The organism is Thermoanaerobaculia bacterium (assembly GCA_035260525.1).
GTDB lineage: Bacteria > Acidobacteriota > Thermoanaerobaculia > UBA5066 > DATFVB01 > DATFVB01.
In genome coordinates this window covers 1-23,756 of record DATFVB010000054.1, presented here as the reverse complement: position 1 = coordinate 23,756, position 23,756 = coordinate 1, and the positions used below count along the sequence as shown (strand labels likewise).

General features: G+C 69.4%; 24 protein-coding genes and 1 tRNA gene. 8 read left to right on the top strand and 17 right to left on the bottom strand.

Annotation, left to right across the window (positions count from 1 at the left end):
* The coding region (locus VKH46_02595) for a hypothetical protein (GenBank protein ID HKB69701.1) at positions 1-241 on the bottom strand (241 nt) is incomplete at its 3' end.
* 107 nt (positions 242-348) lie between these two features.
* On the opposite strand from VKH46_02595, the gene VKH46_02590 reads away from it, so the two are divergent.
* Positions 349-879, top strand: coding sequence for a hypothetical protein (locus tag VKH46_02590; protein ID HKB69700.1), 531 nt, complete (start codon positions 349-351; stop codon positions 877-879).
* A 133-nt stretch (positions 880-1,012) separates the two neighbouring features.
* On the opposite strand, the gene VKH46_02585 is transcribed toward VKH46_02590, so the two are convergent.
* The 5 genes from VKH46_02585 to VKH46_02565 form a co-directional block, all read right to left on the bottom strand.
* Entirely contained in the window at positions 1,013-1,357 is a 345-nt protein-coding gene (locus VKH46_02585) for a hypothetical protein (protein ID HKB69699.1), read from the bottom strand.
* Between the two features lie 31 nt (positions 1,358-1,388).
* Positions 1,389-1,880, bottom strand: coding sequence for a hemerythrin domain-containing protein (locus VKH46_02580; GenBank protein HKB69698.1), 492 nt, complete (start codon positions 1,878-1,880; stop codon positions 1,389-1,391).
* Positions 1,881-2,191: 311 nt separating this feature from the next.
* On the bottom strand, positions 2,192-2,566 hold the full coding sequence (locus VKH46_02575) for a septum formation initiator family protein (GenBank protein ID HKB69697.1): 375 nt from the start codon (positions 2,564-2,566) through the stop codon (positions 2,192-2,194).
* Positions 2,563-3,840, bottom strand: a complete 1,278-nt coding sequence (gene eno, locus VKH46_02570) for a phosphopyruvate hydratase (protein HKB69696.1) — start codon at positions 3,838-3,840, stop codon at positions 2,563-2,565. Before eno ends, VKH46_02575 begins: the two co-directional genes overlap by 4 nt.
* Positions 3,841-3,844: 4 nt before the next feature.
* Entirely contained in the window at positions 3,845-5,254 is a 1,410-nt protein-coding gene (locus tag VKH46_02565) for a phosphoglucomutase/phosphomannomutase family protein (protein HKB69695.1), read from the bottom strand.
* A gap of 43 nt (positions 5,255-5,297) precedes the next feature.
* Between VKH46_02565 and VKH46_02560 the strand changes: the two genes are divergently transcribed.
* The 3 genes from VKH46_02560 to VKH46_02550 all read left to right on the top strand — a co-directional run bounded on the left by VKH46_02560 (position 5,298) and on the right by VKH46_02550 (position 7,063).
* On the top strand, positions 5,298-5,597 hold the full coding sequence (locus tag VKH46_02560) for a hypothetical protein (GenBank protein ID HKB69694.1): 300 nt from the start codon (positions 5,298-5,300) through the stop codon (positions 5,595-5,597).
* Positions 5,598-5,865: 268 nt separating this feature from the next.
* The gene (gene ricT, locus VKH46_02555; protein HKB69693.1) at positions 5,866-6,552 is read left to right on the top strand and encodes a regulatory iron-sulfur-containing complex subunit RicT; all 687 of its coding nucleotides are present in this window, start codon (positions 5,866-5,868) and stop codon (positions 6,550-6,552) included.
* Positions 6,553-6,673: 121 nt separating this feature from the next.
* Entirely contained in the window at positions 6,674-7,063 is a 390-nt protein-coding gene (locus VKH46_02550; protein ID HKB69692.1) for a hypothetical protein, read from the top strand.
* A gap of 155 nt (positions 7,064-7,218) precedes the next feature.
* On the opposite strand, the gene VKH46_02545 is transcribed toward VKH46_02550, so the two are convergent.
* The 6 genes from VKH46_02545 to VKH46_02520 form a co-directional block, all read right to left on the bottom strand.
* Entirely contained in the window at positions 7,219-8,046 is an 828-nt protein-coding gene (locus VKH46_02545) for a class I SAM-dependent methyltransferase (protein HKB69691.1), read from the bottom strand.
* A gap of 229 nt (positions 8,047-8,275) precedes the next feature.
* Entirely contained in the window at positions 8,276-9,712 is a 1,437-nt protein-coding gene (locus tag VKH46_02540; protein ID HKB69690.1) for a sugar transferase, read from the bottom strand.
* Positions 9,713-10,045: 333 nt separating this feature from the next.
* Positions 10,046-11,149 (bottom strand): DUF1972 domain-containing protein, encoded by a 1,104-nt coding sequence (locus VKH46_02535; GenBank protein HKB69689.1) that lies wholly within the window; start codon positions 11,147-11,149, stop codon positions 10,046-10,048.
* Positions 11,146-12,216 carry a glycosyltransferase family 2 protein gene (locus VKH46_02530; protein HKB69688.1) on the bottom strand — a complete coding sequence of 357 codons (1,071 nt, stop codon included), beginning with the start codon at positions 12,214-12,216 and terminating at the stop codon, positions 11,146-11,148. Before VKH46_02530 ends, VKH46_02535 begins: the two co-directional genes overlap by 4 nt.
* Before the next feature lie 48 nt (positions 12,217-12,264).
* Positions 12,265-13,212 (bottom strand): glycosyltransferase, encoded by a 948-nt coding sequence (locus VKH46_02525; GenBank protein ID HKB69687.1) that lies wholly within the window; start codon positions 13,210-13,212, stop codon positions 12,265-12,267.
* Between the two features lies 1 nt (position 13,213).
* On the bottom strand, positions 13,214-14,218 hold the full coding sequence (locus VKH46_02520; protein ID HKB69686.1) for a glycosyltransferase family 2 protein: 1,005 nt from the start codon (positions 14,216-14,218) through the stop codon (positions 13,214-13,216).
* A gap of 37 nt (positions 14,219-14,255) precedes the next feature.
* Between VKH46_02520 and serS the strand changes: the two genes are divergently transcribed.
* Entirely contained in the window at positions 14,256-15,509 is a 1,254-nt protein-coding gene (serS, locus tag VKH46_02515) for a serine--tRNA ligase (protein ID HKB69685.1), read from the top strand.
* 24 nt (positions 15,510-15,533) lie between these two features.
* Here serS and VKH46_02510 read toward each other — a convergent pair whose 3' ends face one another.
* Positions 15,534-15,890: a DUF2203 domain-containing protein gene (locus VKH46_02510; GenBank protein ID HKB69684.1), complete on the bottom strand. Its 357-nt coding sequence runs from the start codon at positions 15,888-15,890 to the stop codon at positions 15,534-15,536.
* A gap of 41 nt (positions 15,891-15,931) precedes the next feature.
* Here VKH46_02510 and VKH46_02505 point away from each other — a divergent pair, with 41 nt between their 5' ends.
* Positions 15,932-16,927, top strand: a complete 996-nt coding sequence (locus tag VKH46_02505; protein ID HKB69683.1) for a fatty acid desaturase — start codon at positions 15,932-15,934, stop codon at positions 16,925-16,927.
* Positions 16,928-17,340: 413 nt separating this feature from the next.
* Positions 17,341-17,430, top strand: a tRNA-Ser gene (locus VKH46_02500).
* A 192-nt stretch (positions 17,431-17,622) separates the two neighbouring features.
* Here the strand turns inward: VKH46_02500 and VKH46_02495 are convergent.
* Positions 17,623-18,387: a PAS domain-containing protein gene (locus VKH46_02495; GenBank protein ID HKB69682.1), complete on the bottom strand. Its 765-nt coding sequence runs from the start codon at positions 18,385-18,387 to the stop codon at positions 17,623-17,625.
* Positions 18,275-19,645: an NAD(P)/FAD-dependent oxidoreductase gene (locus VKH46_02490; GenBank protein HKB69681.1), complete on the bottom strand. Its 1,371-nt coding sequence runs from the start codon at positions 19,643-19,645 to the stop codon at positions 18,275-18,277. Before VKH46_02490 ends, VKH46_02495 begins: the two co-directional genes overlap by 113 nt.
* 115 nt (positions 19,646-19,760) lie before the next feature.
* Here VKH46_02490 and VKH46_02485 point away from each other — a divergent pair, with 115 nt between their 5' ends.
* Positions 19,761-21,392 (top strand): hypothetical protein, encoded by a 1,632-nt coding sequence (locus VKH46_02485; protein ID HKB69680.1) that lies wholly within the window; start codon positions 19,761-19,763, stop codon positions 21,390-21,392.
* Here the strand turns inward: VKH46_02485 and VKH46_02480 are convergent.
* Together VKH46_02480 and VKH46_02475 are read right to left on the bottom strand one after the other, a co-directional pair.
* A complete protein-coding gene (locus VKH46_02480; GenBank protein HKB69679.1) occupies positions 21,389-22,687 on the bottom strand; it encodes an arylsulfotransferase family protein in 1,299 nt (432 codons plus the stop codon). The genes VKH46_02485 and VKH46_02480 overlap by 4 nt on opposite strands.
* 55 nt (positions 22,688-22,742) lie before the next feature.
* On the bottom strand, positions 22,743-23,756 hold a 1,014-nt coding region (locus tag VKH46_02475; GenBank protein ID HKB69678.1), incomplete at its 5' end, for a VCBS repeat-containing protein.

The window sequence follows — 23,756 nt, the reverse complement described above, 5'->3', positions numbered from 1 at the left end:
ACTGATACGTCTCGCCGAACGCCTTGACCGTCTCTATGGGCCCGGTCTCCTTGATCGCCACGCCTTCCGTCATGACCACGACCGCCGCCGATGCGATTCCGGAAGGCGAGATCGTCGCGATCTTCCGTCCCTGCGCATCGGGAAGATAGTCGGGCGACGGCGCCGGCGCGTGGCCGGCGGGAGCGGCAGCGGTCAGAACGAACGCAAAGGCGATGGCGCCGCCGGCCAGGACCGCTCGCATGCCCGCGGATCTTACTGCGGTCGGTCGCTGCGATCCGCCCGTCCGGCGGAGTCCCCGCGCCGGCGAATCCTTCCGCCCGGGTATATCTTCGACCCGGGAGGACGGCGATGAACAGGACTCGACCCGCGCGATTTCGCCAAGCTTCGGCGGCGCTGCTCGCGGCCGCGGCGATACTCTCCGCCGGCTGCGCCTCGACGCCCGAGCCGCGCGCGACGGACCCGTCGCAAGCCGCGGCGCTCGCGGGCGAATGGGGCATCCAGATCCACCTCATGGAGCACACCGTCGACGGCGTCCTGCGCTTCACGCGCGAAGGCCCGGCGATCATCGGTTCGTTCATCGACGACGAGGGGAACCAGAGCGAGCTCGAGAGGCTCCGCGTCGGCGAGGGAAAGATTTCCTGGCAGATGGACCGCAAGGACGGGACGCTCGCGGCGAAGGGGACGATCGAGGGAAGCCTCATGTCGGGAAAGATGAAGCTGAAACGCCGCGCGGAAGAGGACTCCGGGTTCGGAGTGAGCGGCGGCGGGGGCAGAAGGATGGGCGGGCGGCGCGTGGGCGAGCCCGACTCTTTCTCGTGGACCGCGGTCAAGAGAGCGGAGACCGCTCCCGCGCCTCCCCCGCGCCCGACACAGCGGTAATCACGCTTTCTGTCGCTCCTGCGAAAGCAGGAGTCCAGGACTGTGGATCAGGGGGGCAATCGACGGGATTCCCGCTTTCGCGGGAATGTCATGAGAAGGGCCGTGCGCCCCCGACCCCGAGCGGGCTGCACGCCTACCTTCCTCCCGCGCTCGCTCCGACCTCCGCCGACTTCGCCGACGAACATCGGTAGGCCTTCGCCTTCCAGTCCTGCTTCGCGGTCTGACCGAGCTCCTCACGGGTGATCAGGAGGGTGTCGGCGCCGATTCCCTCGGCGCGGACCTTCAGCTGGTTGACGGGTTCCTCGCCCGTCCGGAAGGGAGCCAGCGCGAAGACTTCCCCCCGCAGCTTGCATCCGCCGACGGCGGTCGAATCGGGGGCAACGGCGACCTGGCGCGCCTCGGGGGTCATGACGAGCGGCCGGCAAGCCGAAAGCGCCGTAACGGCGAAGAACATCAGGAAAACCGTCTTCCGTCCCACGGCGAAGTCGATTGCAACGAAGCTGCCAGAGTTACGTCCGGACCCCGATCTCCTCGAGCGTCTCCGCCTCGATCCCGCGGCCGGCCGCGAGCTCCGCTCTGAGAGTCTGCATCCGGTCGCCGAGCTCCTCGAGCTTCTCGTTGCCGAGGTCGCCCGCTTCGGCGAACATCTCGTCCTCTTCCTCCTCGATGTGGTGCTCGACGCTCTCCATCAGGACCTTCATCTTCGCGTCCTTGCGCGCGTCGCCGCGGGGAAGGGACTGGATCTGGCCGATCAGCGTCTTGACGATCTTGTGCTCCTCGAACGCTTCGAGCGTGATCTCCTCGGCGTCCTCGGAGTGGATGGTGCGCACGGCGGGATAGAAGACCCGTTCCTCGATCTCGGCATGGAGCTCGAGAGCGTCCGCGATCCGGCGGAACAGCCGCTGCTTTTCGCGCCGGTCCTCCGCACCGAGATCGCGGAAATCGTCGAACATCTCCCTGACCCGGTCGTGGTCTTCCTTCAGAAGGTCCGTCGCATTCATGAAGCGCCTCCTCGCCCGCAATGCGGTGCAATGGGCGTACCGGACCGGGACGAAAGGAGGCCTTTTCGGGGCGAATCCGGGCGGCGGCCGTCAACGCGGTCTGGACCCTCTGTCTCGCGGGAGCCGTTCTCGCGGTCGCGGCGACCGCGCTCGTCGTCGGGGACCGTCTCCGGGGAACTCCGGCGCGACGGACGGCGGCGCACGGCCTCCTTCGCCGATGGCCGCTCTTCGCCGCGGCCGCTCTCGCTACGGCGTCCGGGGCTTCTCTTCGGGAAGGCGCCGTGCCGAATCGAGCGAGAAGGAAAGGCCGGCTACTTCGAACGTTCCCCCTCTCCGTTGAGCGGAGGGGTCGGGCGGTGAGGTTTCGGCGCGGCGGGCGCCGGCAAGAGAAAGACGATCTCGTCGGGCTTGACGAGGCCCATGCGCTCGCGCGCATCCTTTTCGAGCTCGAACGAGTTGTGCTCGGCGTTCTCGATGCGCGCGGCGATCGCCGCGTTTCCCGCTTCGAGCTCGGCGACCTGCGCCTTGAGGGCCCGCGAATCGTCCTGCGCCTTCTTCCAGGCGTCGGTCCCGCGGTCGCCTATGAGAAGCAGAGCGAACGCGATCGCGGAAAAAACGAGGGAGATGGCGAAGGCTCGGAGCGGGTTCGGCGCGGGACGGGGGGTCGGCGCGGCTTCTTTTTTCATCTTTGGAAGGCGTTCCCACCGGCGAAACGACCCGCCGGCGCGAGCTCGTCTTCGATTCTCAGCAGGCGATTATACTTCGAAAGCCGCTCTCCGCGCGAAGCCGACCCCGTCTTGATGAGCCCCGTCCCGCACGCGACGGCGAGGTCCGCGATCGTGTCGTCGTCGGTTTCGCCGCTCCGGTGCGAGATGACCGTCGCGAAACTCGCCCGCTGCGCGAGCGAGACCGTCTCGAGCGTCTCGGAAAGGGTCCCGATCTGGTTCAGCTTGATGAGCACCGCGTTGCTTACCCCTTCGGCGATGCCGCGCGCGACGATCCCGGGATTGGTCACGAAGATGTCGTCGCCGACGAGCAGGATCTTCGCGCCCATCCGCCGCGTCATCTCCTTCCACCCCTCCCAGTCGCCTTCCGCGAGTCCGTCCTCGATCGACACGATGGGGAAGTCGCCGACGAGGGCCTCCCAGTAGTCGATCATGCCGGACGTCGAGAGGGTCTTCCCCTCTCCGGCGAGCCGGTATTTCCCTTTCGCGAAGAACTCCGACGCCGCGGGGTCGAGCGCGATCGCGATCTCCTTGCCGGGCGCGTAGCCGGCCGCCTCGATCGCGGACACGATGAGCTCGATGGCCTCGCGCGCCGACGAGACGTCGGGAGCGAATCCCCCCTCGTCCCCCACTCCGGTGGACAGCCCCTTCTTCTTCAGAATCGACTTCAGCGCGTGGAACGTCTCCGCCCCGGCGCGAAGCGCCTCGGCAAACGACGGAAACCCGCGCGGGCAGATCATGAACTCCTGCGGGTCGAGCCGGTTGTCCGCGTGCGCGCCGCCGTTGACGACGTTCATCATCGGGACCGGCAGCGTCGACGCGCCCGCCCCGCCGAGGTACCGGTAGAGCGGCAGCCCCGCGGCGTCGGCCGCCGCCTTCGCGCACGCGACCGACGCGCCGAGGATCGCGTTCGCGCCGAGCCGCGACTTGTCGGGCGTTCCGTCGAGCTCGATCAGGATCCGGTCGATGAGCGCCTGGTCGCGCGCGTCCGCCCCGCGGAGCTCCTCGGCGATCGCGCCGTTGACGTTCCCGACCGCCTTGCGGACTCCCTTGCCGCCGAACCGTTTCTTGTCGCCGTCGCGCAGCTCGAGGGCCTCGCGAGAGCCGGTCGACGCCCCGGAAGGAACGCCGAAACGCCCGGTCGCGCCGCCCGAGAGCAGCACCTCGACTTCGACCGTCGGGTTGCCGCGCGAGTCGAGGATCTCGCGTCCGAGGATGTCTTCGATCAGAAACATCGTTTCACTCCTGCAGGAAGCTCCGGCCGTCCCGGAGCAGCTCGTCGAGGTCCTTCCGGGAACGCGCCTCCGCATAGAAACGGGCGATCGGCTCCGTCCCGGACTCGCGCAGCAGCACCCATCCGCCTCCTTCGAGGAGGAGCTTCAGACCGTCCATGAGGTTGACGCCTTCCACCTTCCGCGATCCGAAACGGGACGGCGGGTTCTTGCGTTTTTCCGCGAGGAGCTTCTTCTCCTCTTCCGAGATGGGAAGATCGAGACGGTCGGAGAAGTACGGCCCGATCTCCTTTTCGAGCTCCGCCTGGAGCGTCCCGAGGGGCTTTCCCGCGCTTCGGACGGCGCGCGCCACCAGGATGTCGGCGAGGATGCCGTCCTTGTCGGGGACGTGGCCTTCGACGGTCAGGCCGGCCGACTCTTCCCCGCCGATCGCGATCTTCCCTTCGAGCAGCAGCTCCCCGATGTACTTGAACCCGACCGGCGTCTCGTGGAGCTCGACGCCGAACTTCTTCGCGACCGCGTCGAGGGCATGAGTCGTCGCCACGCTCCGCGCGATCCCGCGCGCCTTCCCTGGCGCGCCGCCGCGCGACCGCCCCGCCCGATACAGGTCCCACGCCAGCAGCGGCAGGATCGCGTTGGCCGCCCAGTAGGCCCCCTTCTCGTCGAGGATCCCGAAGCGGTCGGCGTCGCCGTCGGTCGCGAGACCGATCGAGCCGGGATGCTTGCGGACGACCCCGGCCAGCTCGCCGAGCTCCTTCTCGGAGCACTGCGGAGACTGGCCGCCGAAGAGCGGATCGGGCTCGGCGTGGATCTTCGCGACGCGCGCGCCCGCCCGCTCGAAAAAGGCGTCGAGATAGCCCGCCGACGTGCCGAATCGGAAGTCCAGGGCGACGGGGAAGCCCGAGAACGACGCGTCGCCGACGATGCGTGCGAGCGCGGAGAGATACTCCGGCGCCGCGTCGAACGTTTCGACGTCGGCGTCGGCGGGACGGTCCACGTCGCCGAGCTCCCCGATCCGCTTCTCGATCTTCCCGGTGACCTCCGGGAGCGCGGGGGCGCCGTTGCCGGAGGAGAACTTGATCCCGAGATACTTCGGCGGGTTGTGGCTCGCCGTGAAGTTCAACGCGCCGGCGGCCTTTCGCCGGATCGTCTCGAACGCGAGCGCCGGAGTCGGGACGGGACCTTTCGAGACGGCGACGCGGTAACCGCGCTCGGCGAGAAGCTGCGCCGCCTCGCGCGCGAATCGGTCGGCGAGGAACCGGGTGTCGTGGCCGACGAGGAGGAGCCCGCCCCGGTGCTCGACTTCCAGGACGTCGGCGATCGCCGCGACGGCGCGCCGGGCGTTTCCGAACGTGAACTCGTCGGCGATGACCGCCCGCCAGCCGGAAGTGCCGAATTTCAGGAGCGGTCCCGCCATCTCCGGCAATCTAGCACATGGGTTTCGCCGCATAATCCGAGCCATGATCCACGTGCTCGCCGTCTCTTCCGACGGCCCGCGAGATCTCGCGCCTCCGCCGTCGGCCGAGATCCTCTGGGCGCGCTCCGCGGAGGACGCGATCGAGAGGCTCGCCCGCAACCGGCGCATCGACGCCGTCCTGTTCTTCGACGACGCGACGGCGCGCGAGACGGCGGACCTCCTGGCCAGGGAAGGGGGCGTCTGGCCGCCGCTCTTTCAGCAGGGCGAAGCGGGAACGGAGGGGATCGCGCCGCTCGATCGCTCTGCGCTATTCGAAGATCTCCGCCGGCGCCTCGGCGAGTAGCCGGGCCTCCCCAACCGCTCCCGCCGCCCCGATCGCAGCGCGGAGCCGGCGACCTAAGTACCAGAATAAACACGACTTGAATGCACCGACCCGTTTTCGCCGGGAGGCAATCCCTTCGCTGTGAACTCGTCGCTCTTCTGCCGGGTGATATAGTTACCGACGTAGGACGAGGGCCGCCAGGCGGCCCCGAAAACGAAAGACCCGGCGGCCCGTCCGCCTTAGCCTTCGCGGCCAGCCCGCTCGGGCCCGCGAACATGAAGGTTTCCCGATGAGCGGTTGCAGCGGTTGCTCGATCGGCAACAAATACAACTCGGGCGGCAATTTCGTCGGAATTCGATTGAACGAAAACGAGGACGGCCGCGTTCTGTTCTGCGAGACGCGCGGCGAAAGCCTCGACAAGCTCGGATGGATCATCGTCGAGTCTCCGGAAAACGGCGGACTCGATTTCGCGCAGGTGACGTCGCTTCACCCCCTGATCGCGAAGGGATGCCAGGTCAAGAACGCCCGCAAGCTGGTTCGACCCGCCAGCGAGGCGGATCTGCAGTCGCACCGGAACAAGCTCGACCGCGAAAAGAAGATCTTCGACTTCATCCGCGAACGCTCCGCGGCCATGGCGCTGCCCATGAAGCTGATCCGGGCACAACTCTCCTTCGACGGGCGAAAGCTCTCTGTCTATTACACTTCCGAGAACCGCATCGATTACCGGCAGCTCGTCCGGGAGCTCGTTCAGGCCTATGGGTTCCGCGTCGAGATGCGCCAGATCGGCGTTCGCGACGAGACCAAGATGCGGGGCGGCATCGGCCCGTGCGGGAAGACCCTCTGCTGCTCGACGTTTCTCGAGTCCTTCCACCCCGTCACGATCAAGATGGCCAAGAGCCAGAATCTTTCGCTCAACCCCTCGAAGATCTCGGGCATGTGCGGCCGGCTGATGTGCTGCCTCGCCTATGAATCGTGAAACCGGCCGCCTTCACGATTCATAGCTTGCTTTCGATCGTTACGCTTCATTAGAATTTTTTCCAACGACGACACGTTTCCCTGTCGAGGAGGGTCGACCTTGACCCCCACTGAGAGTCTCAATGGCCGATCGTAAAGGGTTTCCCGCCCCGCCTCCGGTCGAGGACGCCGCGCCCACGGCGCGCAAGCTGATCCGCCCCTCGCTCGCCGAGGTGAAGGACCGCTATCCGACGCGCTCGTTCCAGCGCAAGCAGGCGCCTCCGGAGCAGACCAACGCCGAAAACTATTACTACCTCAAGCAAATGGGAGCGAAAACTCCCATGGTCGTGCTCTTGAACGACGGCGAGGAGATCCACGGCTGGATCGAGTGGTACGACAAGTCGTGCCTGAAGGTGAACCGGGAGAAGGGCCCCAACCTCCTGATCCCGAAGCACTCGATCAAGTACATGTACAAGGAAAACGACGAAGAAGAGAAGGCCGGCGGCAAAGTCAACGTGGACGGAAATCGGTAGACGGAGAACCGATTCGAATATTCGAGAGCCGGCGCGAAGCCGGCCCTTTTCGTTTCAGGAATCTCCTCGACCCCGGTCGCTCCCGCCTTCGCCGAGGCCTCGACGTCGCGAGCGGCTTCGCTCGGGGTGACGACGGTGCTGCGGATTCGCCTGCGCTAGGACCAGACGGGCAGCCACTTCCTCCGCAGCAGCAGGACGTCCTGCCCCGTGGGGACGCGCGCCGTTCCCGGATGAAAACCGAACAGCGACTTCTCGATCCAGAGATCGGCCGCCTCGAGCATCTCCGCGAAACGATCGATCCCGAACGCGGCCGCCGCGGCGGGGCGATTTCTGATCCTCCACCGGAAGTCGCCGTCGCCATGGGGAAAGGCGGGAACCGTCACGCCGCCGCCGAAGAGGAACGCCGTCACCAGAGCGGCGCCGCCGTGCGCGAGCACCCGCCGGATCTCCCCGAGATAATGCATCGCTTCCGTCCGGGTCAGATGCGTGAAGAGCGATTTCGCGATCACCAGATCGACCGACCCGTCGGCGGCCGGCACGCGATACCGGCCGACGGGAACCGTCCCCGCACCGAACGGCGACGCGACGTCGGCGGTCTCGAACCGGAATCGGCGGTCGCCGCCGAAGGCGTCGCGGCACCAGCGGATCGATGGCGCGTGCACGTCGATGCCGAGATAGCGCGCCGGAGGCGCGAGATCGTCCCGGAGGGAGAGCGCCATCGCTCCGGGGCCGCAGCCGAGATCGAGGATCGAGGCGGCCGGCGCAAACGCGTTCCACGCCAGGAGCTGCTGCCGACAATCGTCCGCCGCCCGCGAGAACGCGCGGATCGGGCCCGCGTGCCGCCGAAGCCAGAGCGGCGGGAGCGGCTCGGCCCCGCGGAGCGACCTCCACCGGCGCTCGGCCGGCGAGACGATCCGAAGCGCGGCCGTCCTCGCGAGCCGTGCGGCCTCGATCGCCCAGGCCGGTAATTGATTCGCGATCACCGGCCGCGACGATACATCGAGGCGAATGAGAGTGTTCCTGCAATTGCCGAACAGCCGGAGCGATGGAGACTGCGCCCAGATGCCGCACACTCTGTGGCGCGGCGAGGCGCGAGCCCGGCGGGATGTGGGCGCCCGACCCGCGGCCGCGGCGTACCGAGAGCGTACGTTAAGGCCGCGGGTCGCGGCGCACGCGCCCGCCCGGCTCGATGCATCGCCGCGCCTGCCTCGCTTACCGGGCGCCGCGCCCGGTGAGCACGATCGGCACGGTCAGCATCAGGATCTTCAGGTCCAGGAACGGCGTCCACGTGTCGATGTACTTCAGGTCGAGCGCCATCCACCGGTCGAAGTCGGGGATCTCGTTTCGGCCGGAGATCTGCCAGAGGCACGTGAGCCCCGGCTTCATCGACAGCCGCCGCCGCTGCCACGGCTCGTAGCGCAGCACCTCTTCGGGCAGCGGCGGGCGCGGGCCGACGAGGCTCATGTCCCCCTTCAGCACGTTCCAGAGCTGCGGCAGCTCGTCGATCGAGAAGCGGCGGAGCACTTTTCCGGCCGCCGTCCGCCTCGGATCGCGGGCGCTCTTGAAGACCGGCCCCGACATTTCGTTCAAGTGGCTGACCTCCGAGAGCCGCTCCTCGGCGCCGGCGATCATCGTGCGGAACTTCAGCAGCGTGAACGGCCGGGCGTTCAGCCCGCAGCGGGTCTGCCGGAAGAGGACGGGTCCCGGCGTCGTCAGCTTGATCGCGGCGGCCGCGAGGAGCTGGATCGGGAGCGTGACGACGAGGAGCGCGAGCGAGAGCCCGAGGTCGATCGCGCGCTTGCCGGCGAGGAGCACCGGATTGGTCGGGACGGTCGTGAAGGTCAGGAGCGGCACGCCGTCGAGCTCCTCGAGCACCGGCCGGGCGATGACGTGCGGGAAGAGGTCGAGGGCCACGTGCGAGCGCACGCCGTGGCGCTCGGCCGCGAGCATCGCGTCCTCGAACTCCTCGAGCCTTCCCTTCTCGATCGCGAAGATCACCTCGTCGACGATCTCCCGCGCGAGCAGCTCGCCGAGCTCGCCGATCTCGCCGAGATTCTTCCAGCGGCCGTCGCGCGTGATCTCCCCGCCCGCGTGGTCGTCGAGGTAACCGAGCACCCGGAACCCCCAGTGAGGATGCGCTTCCAGGAACTGCGCCATCGCGACGGCCCGCGGTCCCGTGCCCGCGACGACGACCGTCCGGAAATTGAGGCCGCGCGCGCGGGCGCTCTGCGCGGTGCTCCGGATCAGGAGCTTCTCGGTCGCGAGCAGCGCGAAGTCGACGAGCGCGAAGAGGAAGAGGAAGGGGCGGGACACGTACGTCAGCCGCAGCGCGTAGACGAGGAGCGCGACCGTGGCGGTGCCGAAGAAGACGGCCTTCGCGGCGGCCCAGAGCTCCTCCCAGAGCGGAAGCGTCCGGCGGCTCGAATAGAAACCGACCGCGACGAGACAGAGCGCGAAGACCGGGACGACGAGAGCGAGGAGGAGGAGGTACCTCGAGAACGGATAGAGCGGACCGGCGAAGGCGCCGGGCCAGAGCGCGCGCAGAACGTGGTTGCGGAGGAGGTACGCGGCGCCGAGCGAGACCGCCGTCAGGAGGAGGTCGGCCGCGATCAGCGCCCCGGCGAGCGCCCGTGCGCGCTGTCTCAACATGCGATAGCGAGTCTACCGCGTCGCCGCCGGGCGGGCCGAGAGGGCGGCCGCGTGTCAGGACCCGCTCCACCGCTCGCCTCCTCAGCCCCCGAACTTCGCCGGCTGCGCGAGCGCCTGACCGCCGCGCGAACGTGAGTGCGCGCCTCCACTGGTCTCGCGAGCGAGCGTCTGCCCGAAGTTCGCGACCTCCCGTCGCGAGCGGCAGCGGGTGACGCGCGGTCGCCCCTCTCGGAGCCGCCCGCCGCGCACCGGTCCTGCAACCCTTTCCTCATCATGCGCCGGGCGGGCCGAGAGGGCGGCCGCGTGTCAGGACCCGCTCCACCGCTCGCCTCCTCAGCCCCCGAACTTCGCCGGCTGCGCGAGCGCCTTCTCATAGGCATCGGTGACGGCCTCCCAGCGGTAGCGTTCCTCGACGCGCGCTCTCGCCTTGTCCGACAATACGGCCGCCGGGCCGGGATCGTCCACGAGCGCGTCGAAGATCGCGGTGAGCGTGAAGGGGCGGCGCGCGTCGAACGGCAGCCCCGCTCCGCCGCAGACCTCCCGGTTCTCGGGAGAGTCGTGGTAGGCGACGATCCTCCCCGCTCCCATCGCTTCGACGAGCGCGGGATGAGTCCCGCCGACCTCCGTCGCCTGCACGTACGCCCGGGCGTGGAAGAGGAGCTCGCGGTATCCCTCGCCGTAGACCGCGCCGGTGAAGAGAACGCGCGGATCGGCCGCCGCCTTCACGCGCGCGATGTAGTCGGCCGCGTAAGGCGCGTCTCCCACGACGACGAGCGGCAGGTTTCCTTTCGCGGCGCGGTACGCCTCGACGACGGCGAGCGCGTTGTTCTCCGGCTCGAGCCGCGACACGTAGAGGAAGTACGCGCCGGGCGAAAGATTCCAGCGCCGGAGGCTCTCGGCGCCTGAAGGCGGATCGAGGTCGCCGCCGTACGGAATGACGAGCGGGTCGATCCCGAACGTCTCGGCGTAGTACCGGCGGATGACCTCGGCGTCCGTCACGACGACGTCGGGGAGCGACGTCGAGAGGCGCTCCGAGATGGCGTAGGCGGCGCGGCCGGCCGCGCTCCACTTCCGCCGGTTTCGCTCGAGCCCGTCGACGTTCAAGAGCACGCGCGCTCCGGAGAGCTTCGGGATACCGCAGAACGCCGCGGTGATCGCGTTGCAGAACAGCACCGCGTCGAAGCCGCGGCGCGCGGCGTCGACGGCCGAGAGGAACGCGTGCACGACCGTGTCGAGGTATTTGGTGCGGATCGTCGGCAGAACGACGAGGCGGACGTCGCCGAGGCGCGTGAGCGACGGGTCCGTGTAATGCCTCCGGCAATAGACCGTCACGTCGTGGCCCCGGCGCGCCAGCCGCCGCGAGACCTCCTCGGCGAACGTCTCGAAGCCGCCGTAGCGTGCGGGAATCCCGCGGGTGCCGAGGATCGCAATCTTCATCGCGACGTCCTGGACGGCTTCCCGCCATCCCCCGACGGCTTCCCGCCATCCCCCGACGGCTTCCCGGCATCCCCCGACGGCTTCCCGCCATCCCCCGACGGCTTTGACGCCGTCCCCCGACCACTCGGCGCCGCCCCTCGACGGCTCGTCGCCGCGATCTCACGCCGCTTGCCGAGCAGCCGCCGCCGATTCCGCGCGAGCCAGGAAAACGCGCGGAGCGAGGAGGGCTCGACGGTCACGCACGCGGCGAGGACGACGAGGTCGCGCAGAAGAGTCGGCACCCGCCGGAACTCCGGGACCGGGGCGTTGTTGATCCGCAGCAGGAATCGGTTCTTCACGGAGTGATAGTTCGCAACGGGGCTCATCCCGCCCCGCCGATCGGGAAGGCTCGCGCGGCGGTGCCACGCGACGGCCTCGGGCACGTACAGGCAGCGCCACCCGGCCGCGCGGAGCCGGAGCGCGAGATCGGCATCCTCCCGATAGAGGAAGAAGTCCTCGTCGAACCAGCCGGTCGAGATTCGGACGGAATCGAGCGCGGCGCGACGGTAAAACCCCGCCGCGCCGGTGACGCCCGCGATCTCCCGTTCGCGCGCGCCGTCCGCCGAGTCGGCCCCGCCGGAATCCCGGTCGAAGTGGCGTCCCGCCGCCGTGAACACGATACCGGTCGAGTCGAGCACCGCGGCGGGCGAGAGCTCCGCTCCTTCGGCGCGGAAGAGCTTTCCCGATGCCGACCCCGCGTCCGCCGCGTCGTCGAGACGCCGCACGAGGGCGGCGCAGAAGTCCGGAGAGAGCCGGCAGTCCGGATTCAGCGTCAGCACGTAGCGTCCGGCCGATGCCGCGATCCCCGCGTTCGCGCCGCCGGCGAATCCTCGGTTTTCGGGCTGCGGCAGAAACCGCGCGCCGTGCGCGGCGGCGAGCTCTCGCGAGACCGCCGGATCGCCGTTCTCGACGACCAGGATCTCCGACGCGACTCCCTCCTGCCCGGCCGCCGCGGAAAGCGAGACGGCGAGGTCCGCGCCCGAGTCGTACGACACGACGACGATCGAGACGTCGGGTAGGGCGCTCATAGGAGCGCCACCGGGCGGGCGCTCATAGGAGCGCCACCGGGCGGGCGCTCACGAGAGCGCCATCCGGAACGCCCGCCGGTAGGCCCGGAACGACTCGCGGCGCGGACGCGGCGGATTTCTGCGGAAGGGGAGGAGGATCGCGCGAAGAACCATTCCCGCCGCGACGAGTCCGCGGAAGACGACGACCGCGGCGCGACCGCGGTGCTTGCGCCAGTACGCGATCGCGTTGCGGTAGTAGACGGGAAGGAAACGGTCGTATCCGAGGCGGTGCATCGCCGCGCCTCCCGCGTGCGCGAAGACCGCATCCGGGAAATACACGATCTTTCCGAGTGAGCGGAGCCGCGCGCAGAGGTCGACGTCCTCCCACCAGGCCGGCACGAACCGGGGGTCGAAGCCGCCGGACGCGCGGAAGGCGTCCGTACGAATCGCCAGCACCGCGGCGGCCGGCTGCTCGACCTCGAAGGAGGTGCTTCGGTCCCGGTCGAGGTAGCGGTCGCGGACGCGTCCGCGGTTTCCGGGAAAGGCGCGGTCGATCAGGAGCAGCTCGCGAAAGGCCTGGCGAAGCGTCGGCAATCGGCGCAGTTGGAACGTCTCCTGCCTCTCTTCTCCCCCTCCCTGGGACGCATCGCCCGATGCGTCCCATAGGCGCGGGGCGACCGCGACCCAGTCGGGATGCGCGTCGAACGCCGCCGTGATCGCTGCAAAGGGATCGCCGCTCGCGCGGGCGTCGGGATTGACGAGCAGGAGAACCTCGCCGCGGGCGTGCGCCGCCGCGTGGTTGACGGCCGGCCCGAATCCGATGTTTTCCGAAAGGACGGCGAGGCGGACGTCGGGCCAGAGGCGCCGGATCTCCTCTCCGGGGGGAAGGTCGGAGCGGTTGTCGACGACGACGAGCTCGGCCGAAACGGACGATCGCGCGCGGGCGGCCGCGAGGCTGCCGACGCAGTCCTCGAGATCCGCGCCCGAGTTCCAGGAGACGACGAGGATCGAGATCAAATCAGGGACGATTATTCATCGGGACGCCCGGCAGCGCCGCGGGAAAACCCGTCAGGAGCGATGCGTCCTGCCGCGACGAGAGCGCGTTCCACGCGGCCGCCGGCCAGACGATGACCGGAAGGAGCCACCCCGCGGCTCCGAGCGCCCGTGCGTGCGCGAGGTCCGCGCGGAGGAGGTCGCGGAGCCGCCGCCGGAGGAAGGCGCGGTCGAAGTTCTTGATCAGCGTGCGCCAGCGGTTGCGCGCGATCCAGAGCGCCTTCTTCCACGGCGTCCGGCCGCCGGTCATCGAGCCGCGATGGAAAGCGATCGCCTCGGGGTCGAGCGCGAAGCGCCATCCGCGGCGGGAGAGGCGAAGGGCGAGATCGACGTCCTCGTAGTAGGCGAAGAACGCGTCGTCGAAGACGCGCCCCCCCGCCGAGACGTCGAGCAGCGCCGCGCGCCGGTACATCGCCGCGGTCGCGGACACGCCCGGCACCTCGATCGCCTCGATCGTCGCCGTGAAGCGGTCCTCGCCGGCCCAGAGCGGGACGGCCTCGCCGCGCGCGTTCCAGGAGAGGCCCGCCGTGTCGATCGTCCGCCCGTCCTCGCGCAGCACGGCGCCCTGCGCGCCCGCGAGGCGGTCGTCGCACGACATCCGGGCCGCGAGGCGCGCGGCGTAGTCGGGCGCCAGGCGGGCGTCGTTGTTGACGATGAGGACGAGGTCCGCGGACGTGCGCGCGATCCCCTCGTTCGCGCCCCCGGCGAAGCCCAGGTTGGCGCTCAGCGAAACGACGCGCACCGACGGGAACCGCTCCCGGATCGCGCGCGCTTCGGAAGGCGCGGACGCGTTGTCGACGACGAGGATCTCGATCGCGGCGCCGCGCTGGGCCACGAGCGACTCGAGGCATTGCTCGAGAGCGAGCCCGCCGTCGCGGTTCACGACGACGGCGGAGACGTCCGCGCGCGCGGGGGGCTCGCCGGAGAGGGCGTACGGGTCCCGGCCGGGTCGCCCGTCGGGCGTCTTCATTGATTTTTCCGGCGGGGCGTTGTTCAATCCGTGATTCATGTTAGCACGCGCGTTTCTCCGCGAGCACGCGGCGCGGCTCGCCGCGGAGATGCCGGAGCGCTACGCCGGAGTCGACCTCGCCTCGTATACGGAGCTCGAGGCGCGGCGCCGCGACGCCGTGACGCGTCTCGAGGCGAAACGCAGCCGCCGCAACGAGCTGACCGCGATCCGCGAGAAGCCTTCGCCGGAACGGATCGCGGAGATGAAGGCGCTCAAGGAGGAGATCCGCTCGCTCGAGGAGGAGACGGCCTCCGCCGACTCCGCGCTCGCCGAGATCGAAGCGCGCGTTCCGAACGCCCCCGACGCCTCCGTCCCCCGCGGCAAGGACGAATCGGCCAACCGGGAAGAACGCCGCGTCGGGACTCCGCGCTCCTTCGCGTTCGCGCCGAAGCCGCACTGGGAGATCGGGGAGGCCCTGGGGATCCTGGACTTCGACCGCGCGGCGAAGATCGCCGGCGCGCGATTCTCGCTCCAGTTCGGCGCGGGAGCGGCGCTCGAGCGGGCGCTCGCCGCGTTCATGCTCGACCTGCACACCCGGGAGCACGGCTACACCGAGGTCCTCCCGCCGTTCATGGTCAACGCCGACTCGCTCTTCGGGACCGGCCAGCTCCCGAAGTTCGAGGAGGAGCTCTTCCGCGCGGGCGACTACTACCTGATCCCGACCGCCGAGGTCCCCGTGACGAACATCCACCGCGACGAGGTCGTCGAGGCTTCGCGGCTCCCGATCCGCTACGTCGCGGGGACCCCCTGCTTCCGCGCCGAAGCGGGGGCGGCGGGGCGCGACACGCGCGGCCTCATTCGCCTCCATCAGTTCGACAAGGTGGAGCTCGTCTGCTTCTCGCGCCCGGAGGAGTCGTTCGACGCGCTCGAGCGGCTCACCGGCCACGCGGAAGAGGTGCTTCGCCGGCTCGGTCTCCCCTACCGCGTCGTGTCGCTCTCGACGGGCGATCTCGGATTCGGGAGCGCGAAGACCTACGACATCGAAGTCTGGCTGCCGGGCCAGGACACGTATCGCGAGATCTCCTCTTGCTCGAACTTCACCGACTTCCAGGCCCGGCGCGCGAACATCCGGTTCCGACCGTCGGAATCGGAAAAGCCGGAGTTCGTCCACACGCTCAACGGCTCCGGGCTCGCCGTGGGGAGGACGATCGTCGCGATTCTCGAGAACTACCAGCGCGAGGACGGGTCGGTCGAGATCCCGGCGCCGCTCGCGCCTTACATGGGGGGATCGACGGAAATCCGCCGGGGCTGAGCCCAGCCGCTGCGAATCCTCCCGCTACTGGATCCGGAGACGTCCGGCGAAACCTTCTTCGTAGGAGTGAAAGTAGTCGAGGCCTTCCTCGGGCCATTTCCAGCAGTAGTACCCGCCGCCCGAGTCGAAGTCGACGAGCCACGGCCCCTTCACCTCGGCGCCGAGCGACCGGACTTTCTGCGCCCATCGATCGAGGAGGTCGGCGGCCGCGCCCTGGAGCTCCTCTCCGGTGAGCTCCTTCTCTCCCGCGTCGACGTCGTCGATCGCGAGCTGGATCGCGGCGAGCTGCTCGATCGCTTCGCGGGTGATCTCGCGCACCTGGGGCACGAGCCGTCGGGCGTCTTCGAACGTGAAGATGCGGGTGTCTCGCGCGGTCGCCATCGAGGCCAATATACCGCGGAAATGTGAGAGAATTGCTCTCCATGGCCGCCCGCGCGCCCTCGGAAGAAGCTCGTCCCGAAAGCGCCCATTACTGGGCGCGGCACACGGCGGAGCTCCGCGCGCGGCTCGCGCGCGAGATCCCGCACGACGACCTGAAGCGGCTCCACCAGAAGGAGCCGTGGCGCCATTTCGCCGTCGCGATCCGGCAGGTGCTGATCCTCGCCGCCGCGACGTTCGTCTCGGCGCGATTCCCGAGTCCGCTCGTCTGGATACCCTCGGCCGTCGTCGCCGGCTTCACGCTCTTCAATTTCACGGTGCTCCTCCACGACGTGATCCACAACGACGTCTGGATGGGACGGCACGACCGCGCCAATCGGATTCTCGGGCTCCTCTACGCGTTTCCGTCCGGGATCTCGGCGTCGCAGTTCTCGCGGTGGCACCTCACCCATCACACGGAGCTCGGGTCGGAAACCGCGGACCCGAAACGCCATCACCTCTCGCCGAAGATCAACGCGCGGTGGCTCAAGATCCTCTATTTCACCCCCGCGCTCTTCTTCATCTATTTCCGGGCGGCGAAGGAGGAGACGCGCACGTATCCCTCCGAGCTCCAGCGGACGATCCGCCGGGAGCGCAACGCCACGATCCTCCTCCATCTCGCCGTCGCGGCCGCCGTCTGGACGTTCGCCGGGTTCGGCGTCGTCGCGCGCGTCTACCTCGTCCCGTATTTCCTCGTGTTCCCGGTCGCGTTCGCGTTGAACCGCCTCGGCCAGCATTACGACATCGACCGCGACGACCCCGCCAAGTGGGGCACGCTGATGAAGAACTCCTGGTTCTGGAATTTCGCGTACGTGAACTCGAACTTCCACCTCGAGCACCACTATTTCCCTTCGGTCCCGCTCTACAACCTTCCGCGCCTGAACCGGCTCCTCACGCCGTTCTTCCGCTCGATCCACCACGTCGAGCGGAACTACCCGGGTCTCGTCTGGGATTACATCGTGCTCAACAAGAAGCCCCACACGGACTGGGACCTCGCGTAGGCAGGCGCGGCGATGCATCGAGCCGGGCGGGCGCGTGCCGCCGGCCGTCGCCACGACGTACGCTTGTCGGTACGCCTTAGGCGCCGGACGGCGACCCGCATCCCGCCGGGCTCGCGCCTCGCCGCGCCTCGCCGTTGTCATAACTGATCGCCGGAGGTCTTCGATTCGCGGCGTTGCCGGCGCGGCGACTTGTCGCGCCGAAGCCCTCCGAAGCCTTGGCGAAGGAGGGCGAAGGCGGATGCATCGAGCCGGCCGGGCTCGCGCCTCGCCGCGCCTCGCCGTTGTATGTTTCGCGGATACGCTGTAACCGGCTCGCGAGATCAGGCCGAGTCTTTGAGCGTTCGCGAAGCGCTTCTCGCTGAAGAAAAGGGCAGGCCGGGACAACGATCCAATTCGGCGTAGACTTTCGTGGCGGAGGAGTGGCAGAGCGGTTGAATGCGGCGGTCTTGAAAACCGCTGTACCCTGACGGGTACCGGGGGTTCGAATCCCTCCTCCTCCGCCAATTATCAGTATGCTTCGTTTTCTCCGACGTGATCGGCTCGTCGGCGGACTGGAGGCGACCACGGAACGTGGGCCGCGCCGTCCCCTCTCGTCGGACTCGGCCATCAGCTTTTCGATCGCGTCGTAGGGGCGGCGGAAGTTCACGGGCTTCGTGGGGTACGCGGAGAAACCCGCGTCGAGGCTCTGCCGGACGTCACCCTCCATCGCGAAGCCGGAGAGCGCGAGAGTAGACGAGGTCCCGCAGAGCGACGCGCGCCCCGGAGTCCGCGTGGCGAACGTCGATGCGCTCCACCAGGCGCGGGAGGCTCTCGCGCAGCCGTTCGTCGCTCTCGTAGCCGAGCATTTCCCACCCGAGCCGGTTCGACTTCGTGATGCCGTGCTCGTCGCCGATGTACACCGCGTCCGGCATGCTCGCGAGCACCGCTTCCATCTCGGCCGCGCGCCGCTGGAGAATCTCCTCGTTTCTCTTCCTCGCGGTGACGTCGCGCTGGAGCATCCAGATCCCGCCGCCCGCATCGGGCCGCACCCGGAACTGAAACCAGCGCTCGCCGGACGCGTAGTAGCCCTCGAAATCGATCGGCTCCCGCGTCCGCGCGGCGCGCCGGAACTCCCGTTCGATGTCCGCCCCGAGCACGCCCGGGAACTCCGCCCAGAACACCTTCCCGAGGACGTCTTCGCGGGGGACGCCGTTGATCTTCTCCACGGCGGCGTTGAGCGAGGTCATGCGCCAGTCGGCGTCGAACGTGATGACGCCGTCGCTCGTCTCCTCGAAGAGGCGCGGGGCGCGCCGCGGGCCGGTCCCGTCCGTCCCGCCGGTCCCGACACGCCGCGGCGATCGGGATCGCTCATCGACGGGCCTCGCCGACGCGCCCGAGGCGGAAGATCGACCGGAGCTCGCGGGCGGCCCGGCGCCCGCTCGAGAGGGCTCCCGCCACCGTGCCGGTCTCGTCGGCGGCAGTCGCCTCTCCGGCGAACAAGAGGCGCGCGCCGGCCGGCCGCGCCAGCACTCTTGCGGCCGAGGCGCCGCCGGGCCGCGCGTAGCTGTACGCGCCCCGGGAGAAAGGGTCGGCCGTCCAGTCGCGGCGCCAGGCGGCCGCGAGCTGCGACTCGAGCTCCGCGCGCCGCATCCGCAGGAGCCGCGCCAGGGTCTCGATCGCGACCTCCTCGGGCGGCACGGCCCGCGCCCGCCGCGCCGCCGCGGCGGGCCCTCCCGCCCATGCCGTCAGGAGCGGAACGCGCGCCGGAGCGGCCGTCCACCACGTCGGAAAGGCGGCCTCCGCGTCATGGAGGAAGACGAGTCTCGCCGGGTCCGCGGCGCGCCGCGAGCTCAGCCTCCGCTCGAGGAATCCGTCGCGTTCCCAGAACGCCTCGCGGAACCGGAGCGTGATCTTCACGACCGACGCCATCGCGACTTTCCCGAGCGCGCGGCGGAAGGCGGGGGGAAGATCCGGAACGAACCGGATCGCGCCGCGGGATCCGGCGGGGGCGTGGAGCACCCCGAGCGGAACGGTGATCACGGCGGCCGCGGCTCGAATCGAGCGGCCGCCCGCGTCGGAGAGCGCGACGCCTCGGGCGGTCCAGTCGACGCGCGCGACCGCGGTTCCCGTCCGGATCGACGTCGTGTCCGGATCGCATCCCGCGGCGAGCCATTCGATCAGCCGGTCCTGGCCGTCGAGGATGCGGAACTGGGGGTTTGCGCCGGGAGCCGCATCTTCCCGATCGAGGGCGATCGAGCGCGCGCTGATCGCGTCGAGCGGCGCCGCGTGGTAGCCCTCGACGAACGAGCGGACGAGCCGGCGATCGGCGGGCGCCACCCGGCGGAGCGAACGCAGGAACTCCGCGGCGCTCCGGTCTCCGCGCTTGGGCACCCGCGAGAGGACGCGGGCGACGGTTCCCCAGAAATCGCGCGTCTCGAATCCGCGCGGCGTCCTTCGCCAGTGCACGTCCGGGATCTCGACGGCCGGCACCCCCGCCGCGCGGGCCACCCGCAGAGTCTCCTCGGCCTGCCCGTGAATGAACTCGGCGCCGAGCTCGACCGCAACGGCGCAACCCGGAGGGCGAACCGTCTCGATCCTCCCCCCCATTCGCTGCCGCGCCTCGAGCACGACGACCCTCAGCCCCGTCCCCGAAAGGTCGCGCGCGGCGGCGAGACCCGCCGCTCCGGCGCCCACGATCACGACGTCGGCATGCTCCATCGAGAGGAGTCCGAGCAACACCAATGCCGACGCCGCCGGCTCGCCGAGCTGCGGGAAAGGCTGGCGATAATATTGCCGGGGCCGGGAAACCGAGATCGAAGAACATCCGAAGCCTCCCGAATCCGCGCCGGAGCGCGTGAGCTCGCCCCCCCCCGGCCGGCGGCCGTGGGCGATCCCGCTGTCGTCGGCGCTCCTGTATCTCGCCGTGGCCGCGGCGTTCCCCTGGAGCGAGCCGGGACTCCATTACGACGAGGCGCTCGTCGTCCGGGATGCCGTTCAGATGCTCGCCACGCCGGCGGAGCCGACCTTCGCGCACGAGTGGCATTCGTGGATTCCCGCGGGCGGCCGGCGGCTGCCGATCATGGATCTGCCGTATCTCGGACCGGTGAAGGGGTACCTCATGCTGTTGCCGTTCGCGGTTCTCGGAACGGGAGCGGGCGTCGTCCGCGGGTTCGCCGTCCTGCTGGCCGCTGCGGGAATCTGGGCGATCTCCCGCACGCTCCAGCGGGAGATCTCGTCCGGCGTCGCCGCCGCGGCCGGCGCACTCATCGCCGTTCATCCGGCGATCCTCGACCAGACGGTGTACGACAACAACGTCGTGGCGGTATGGATCGCAACCCTGGGCCTCGTGGGGCTCGCTTTCTCCGGCTTCCTGAGGGCCCGGTCCGCCCGGGCGGCCTGTCTCCTCGGCATGGCCGCCGGTCTCGCGGTTTGGGGACGGCTGAATTTCCTCTGGCTGCTCGCGGCGATCGCGATCTCTCTCCTCGCCTGTGTTCCCGGCGCCTGGAGTGAAATCCGGGAGCACGGGCTCGTCGCATCCCTCGGATTCGGCGCCGGGGCCGCCCCGGTTCTGCTGTACGAGGCGATCACCCGCGGCGGGACCCTCCGGTTCATGGAAAGCGCGAGCCAGGGCCGCCTTCCCCTTCTCGGGCGGGTATTCGTCCGGCTTCCCCTGCTCGCGGAGACGCTCCTGTCCGACGGCGAGCATCGGGCGATCTGGGCCGGGCCGCGAGTCCCTCCCGCCGAGATCGTGTTCGCCGCCGCCCTCGCGGTGACCGGCGTGGCGATGGCCCTTTTCCTTCCGAAGGCCGTCCGCGAGACGCACGGCGAGGCCGCATGGCGCCGTTCGAGCGCGCTCGCCTGTGTCCTCTTCGCGCTCGCGATGCTCACGTCGCGGCTCCGCGTGGTCGAGCACCACCTCGTGACCGCCGTGCCGGTCGCCGCCGTGGCCGCGGTGCTCGGCTTCCGGCGATTCGCGCTCGGGTACCCCCCCGCGAGAGCGCTCCTCGCGGCGGCGGGGATCCCGTTCGCCGCGCTGTGTCTCTCCTGGGACGTGCGCGCGATCGCGGGGATCCGCCGAACGGGGGGCGTCGGCGCGTGGTCCGACGCGATCGAAGAAGTCTCGGCGACGCTCGCGTCGCGGGCGCCCGGCGCTGCCGCGCGGGTCCTGACGTGGGGACTCGCCAACAACGTGTTCGTCCTGTCCGGCGGGAAAGCCGCTCCCACGGAGGTGTTCTGGGGCGCCACGGAGTCGATGGCGCCCGGCCACCGCCCGTGGCGCGACATGGTCGACGGCGGCGGGTTCTTCCTGATCGGCCTCGTCCCGTCGCCGGCGAAAGCGGGATTTCGGGCGGCGTTGACGGCCTCGGGCGCCTCCTTTCGCCGCTGGACGTTCCGGCAACGCGGCGGCGCCGTCTACGCCGAGCTCTTCCAGGTTTCTCCGCGGCCCGCTCATGCCGGCGCGCTGAGAGAAAGCGCGCGCGACTAGCGACTCGACCGGGAGTCGCCCGCGACCCGGCCGGGGCGCGCAAGGAACGTCAGCGTCGAAGGATCGACGCGCACCATCCGGATGATGCCGTTGCGCAGCCCCTTCGGCGTGATCTCGGGATTGGCGTACTCCCAGACCTTCGCGCCGGAAGGCGTCACTTCGAAAGCGCGGCCCTTCATCGACTCGGTGATCAGCGTGTCTCCGTTGGCGAGCCGCTGGACGCCGCCCGCGAGCGCCGAGAAGAACCCGTCGGGAGCGTAGCGCCAGACCACGCGCTGGGTGAGCGGATCGAGCTCGATCACCTGGGATCGCTGCGTTCCGTTGTCGAACACGAGGATGTTCCCGTCCGGGAGCATGCGGGGATGATGCTGGTACGTCAGGTTGCCGGGTCCCCAGAGCCAGACGATCTTCTCCGCCCCGGGATCGACGATCGCGATCGCGTTCAAATTGCGGATCGAAATCAGGAGATTGCCCTTCCTGTAGATGTCCGACCGAGACGCGAGGCTTCCGTCGAGCGGCTCGACGTGGTTGAGATGGAAGACGTCGAGAACTCGGTTCTTCGCCGGGATCGCGACGTTCTGCAGGCGCGGGAGGAGGTAGGCGTAGCCGGAGCGGCGGAGCAGGTCGAGGATGGTGATCGTCTTTTCGATCCTCCCCCGGGCATCGAGGATCGCGACGGCGTCCGACAGGATCGGAAGCGTCGGGTGGATGTCGGGCACCACGGCGGCCTCGTGGCTCAACGCGTAGATCGCGCCGTCCTCGCCGGGCCAGAGGTCGTGGTGAACGTGAATCGGCGCCTCCCAGAGCACTTTCGATGCGCGGTCGACCTTCACGATCCCGCGGTCCTTGAGCGAAAAGAGAACCGAGCCGTCCGGAAGGAGCGCGGCGTTCTCGAGCCAGGGATGGCCTTTGACGTATTCGTCGAGCGACCATCGCCAGAGGATCTTCCCGTCGAGATCCATCAGATAGGCGCGCGGGGACTTCCACGACCAGGGAAAGAAGAAATTCAGACCGGGCGAAGGGAGCCCTTTCCGGTCGATCACGACGCCCGACGAACGGTTCGGATCGTAGGCCTGCAGGATGTAGGGAAGGTCGGTCAGCGCGGCGACGTTGGCGGCTCGCGAGGGGGAGCGCACCTCTCCGTCCGGTTGGACCGGACCGGTGTTGCGCCAGGCCGAGGCTTTCTCGTCGGCGCGCCGGCGGGCGCGCAGCGGAAGGATCGCGAGCACCGGAATGAGCCACAGCGCCGCCGCGCCGAGGACTCCCCACGCCCGGCTTCCGCCGATTTTCGCCATCGTTCGCATCGTGCCCGAAGACATCCGCCGGCTCAATGCCCCGTCTTGGCGCCCGTCATTCCCGAGCCGTCCGCGCCAGGCCCCGGTCCGACACGCGGACGGCCGCGGCGAGGGGGGAACGCGCCCACCGGCCGACGACCGGGACGGATCCGGGCGTACCGAACGGAATGACGAGATCCGCCGGACCGGGCGAGAGGCTGTTGCGAAGCAGGAAGGTCGACGTCGCCGGCCGATACACGCCGATCGTGACGGTACCGTCGCCGTTCCAGTCGCCCGCGACCGGCAGATCTCCCGGGCGGCCGAACGGCACGTCGGCCGCCGCGACGTTCGGCTCGTTGAAATGGAAGATCCCCTCGTCGCGGCGAAAGAACGCGAGTCCGCTCCGGCCGCTGCAACGCCATTTTCCCGGAACGGCGAGCGACCCCGGCGATCCGCCGGAAATCGCCTGCCATTCGGCGCCGGGATGATTCGCGAGCATCCAATGGAGCGACCCTCGCGCCGGCCGATAGAGACCCAGGTTGTCGATGCCGTCGCCGTCCCAGTCGCCGGATCGCGGCGCCTCGAAGCCGCGCTTCGGGATGCCCGCGGCCGCGATCGCCTGGACGCCTCCATTGCGCGACTCGATGTAGAAGGTGCGGTTCGAGAGGCGGTACACGCCGAGATCGGTCGTCCCGTCACCGTCCCAGTCGCCGACGACCGGAAGGTCGCCCGGCTCCCCGAAAGGCCTCACCTGGTCCGCTTTCCCGGGAGCGTTCGAATAGCGGAGATAGAACGTCGCATTCTTCCGATCGTAGACGCCGAACGTCGTCGGCGCGGGTTTGTTCGCGCCCCGAGCGGCTTCGACGCGGCCGCGAAGGTACCCGAGCGATTGGAGCGCCGCGAGCCGCTTCGAGGCGAGCTTCATCGGGACGACCTGCGCGCTTCGCTGGCCGAGATACCGTCCGAGCGCGGCCGCGAGCGCCGGATCGGCGGCGGGTCCCCGGGCGGGACGCTCCTCGGCCGGATCGTTCCGCTCGTCGAAGAGGAGCGTCTGCTCCGGACAGGAGATCGCGATTTCCTTCCGTCCGCC

What these genes read in the sequence shown, in the direction of transcription:
- VKH46_02590 (HKB69700.1), top strand. Translation starts at nt 349, where the DNA reads ATGAACAGGACTCGACCCGCGCGATTTCGCCAAGCTTCGGCGGCGCTG.
- VKH46_02580 (HKB69698.1), bottom strand. Translation starts at nt 1,880, where the DNA reads ATGAATGCGACGGACCTTCTGAAGGAAGACCACGACCGGGTCAGGGAG.
- VKH46_02575 (HKB69697.1), bottom strand. Translation starts at nt 2,566, where the DNA reads ATGAAAAAAGAAGCCGCGCCGACCCCCCGTCCCGCGCCGAACCCGCTC.
- eno (HKB69696.1), bottom strand. Translation starts at nt 3,840, where the DNA reads ATGTTTCTGATCGAAGACATCCTCGGACGCGAGATCCTCGACTCGCGC.
- VKH46_02565 (HKB69695.1), bottom strand. Translation starts at nt 5,254, where the DNA reads ATGGCGGGACCGCTCCTGAAATTCGGCACTTCCGGCTGGCGGGCGGTC.
- VKH46_02560 (HKB69694.1), top strand. Translation starts at nt 5,298, where the DNA reads ATGATCCACGTGCTCGCCGTCTCTTCCGACGGCCCGCGAGATCTCGCG.
- ricT (HKB69693.1), top strand. Translation starts at nt 5,866, where the DNA reads ATGAGCGGTTGCAGCGGTTGCTCGATCGGCAACAAATACAACTCGGGC.
- VKH46_02550 (HKB69692.1), top strand. Translation starts at nt 6,674, where the DNA reads ATGGCCGATCGTAAAGGGTTTCCCGCCCCGCCTCCGGTCGAGGACGCC.
- VKH46_02540 (HKB69690.1), bottom strand. Translation starts at nt 9,712, where the DNA reads ATGTTGAGACAGCGCGCACGGGCGCTCGCCGGGGCGCTGATCGCGGCC.
- VKH46_02535 (HKB69689.1), bottom strand. Translation starts at nt 11,149, where the DNA reads ATGAAGATTGCGATCCTCGGCACCCGCGGGATTCCCGCACGCTACGGC.
- VKH46_02530 (HKB69688.1), bottom strand. Translation starts at nt 12,216, where the DNA reads ATGAGCGCCCTACCCGACGTCTCGATCGTCGTCGTGTCGTACGACTCG.
- VKH46_02520 (HKB69686.1), bottom strand. Translation starts at nt 14,218, where the DNA reads ATGAAGACGCCCGACGGGCGACCCGGCCGGGACCCGTACGCCCTCTCC.
- serS (HKB69685.1), top strand. Translation starts at nt 14,256, where the DNA reads ATGTTAGCACGCGCGTTTCTCCGCGAGCACGCGGCGCGGCTCGCCGCG.
- VKH46_02510 (HKB69684.1), bottom strand. Translation starts at nt 15,890, where the DNA reads ATGGCGACCGCGCGAGACACCCGCATCTTCACGTTCGAAGACGCCCGA.
- VKH46_02505 (HKB69683.1), top strand. Translation starts at nt 15,932, where the DNA reads ATGGCCGCCCGCGCGCCCTCGGAAGAAGCTCGTCCCGAAAGCGCCCAT.
- VKH46_02480 (HKB69679.1), bottom strand. Translation starts at nt 22,687, where the DNA reads ATGGCGAAAATCGGCGGAAGCCGGGCGTGGGGAGTCCTCGGCGCGGCG.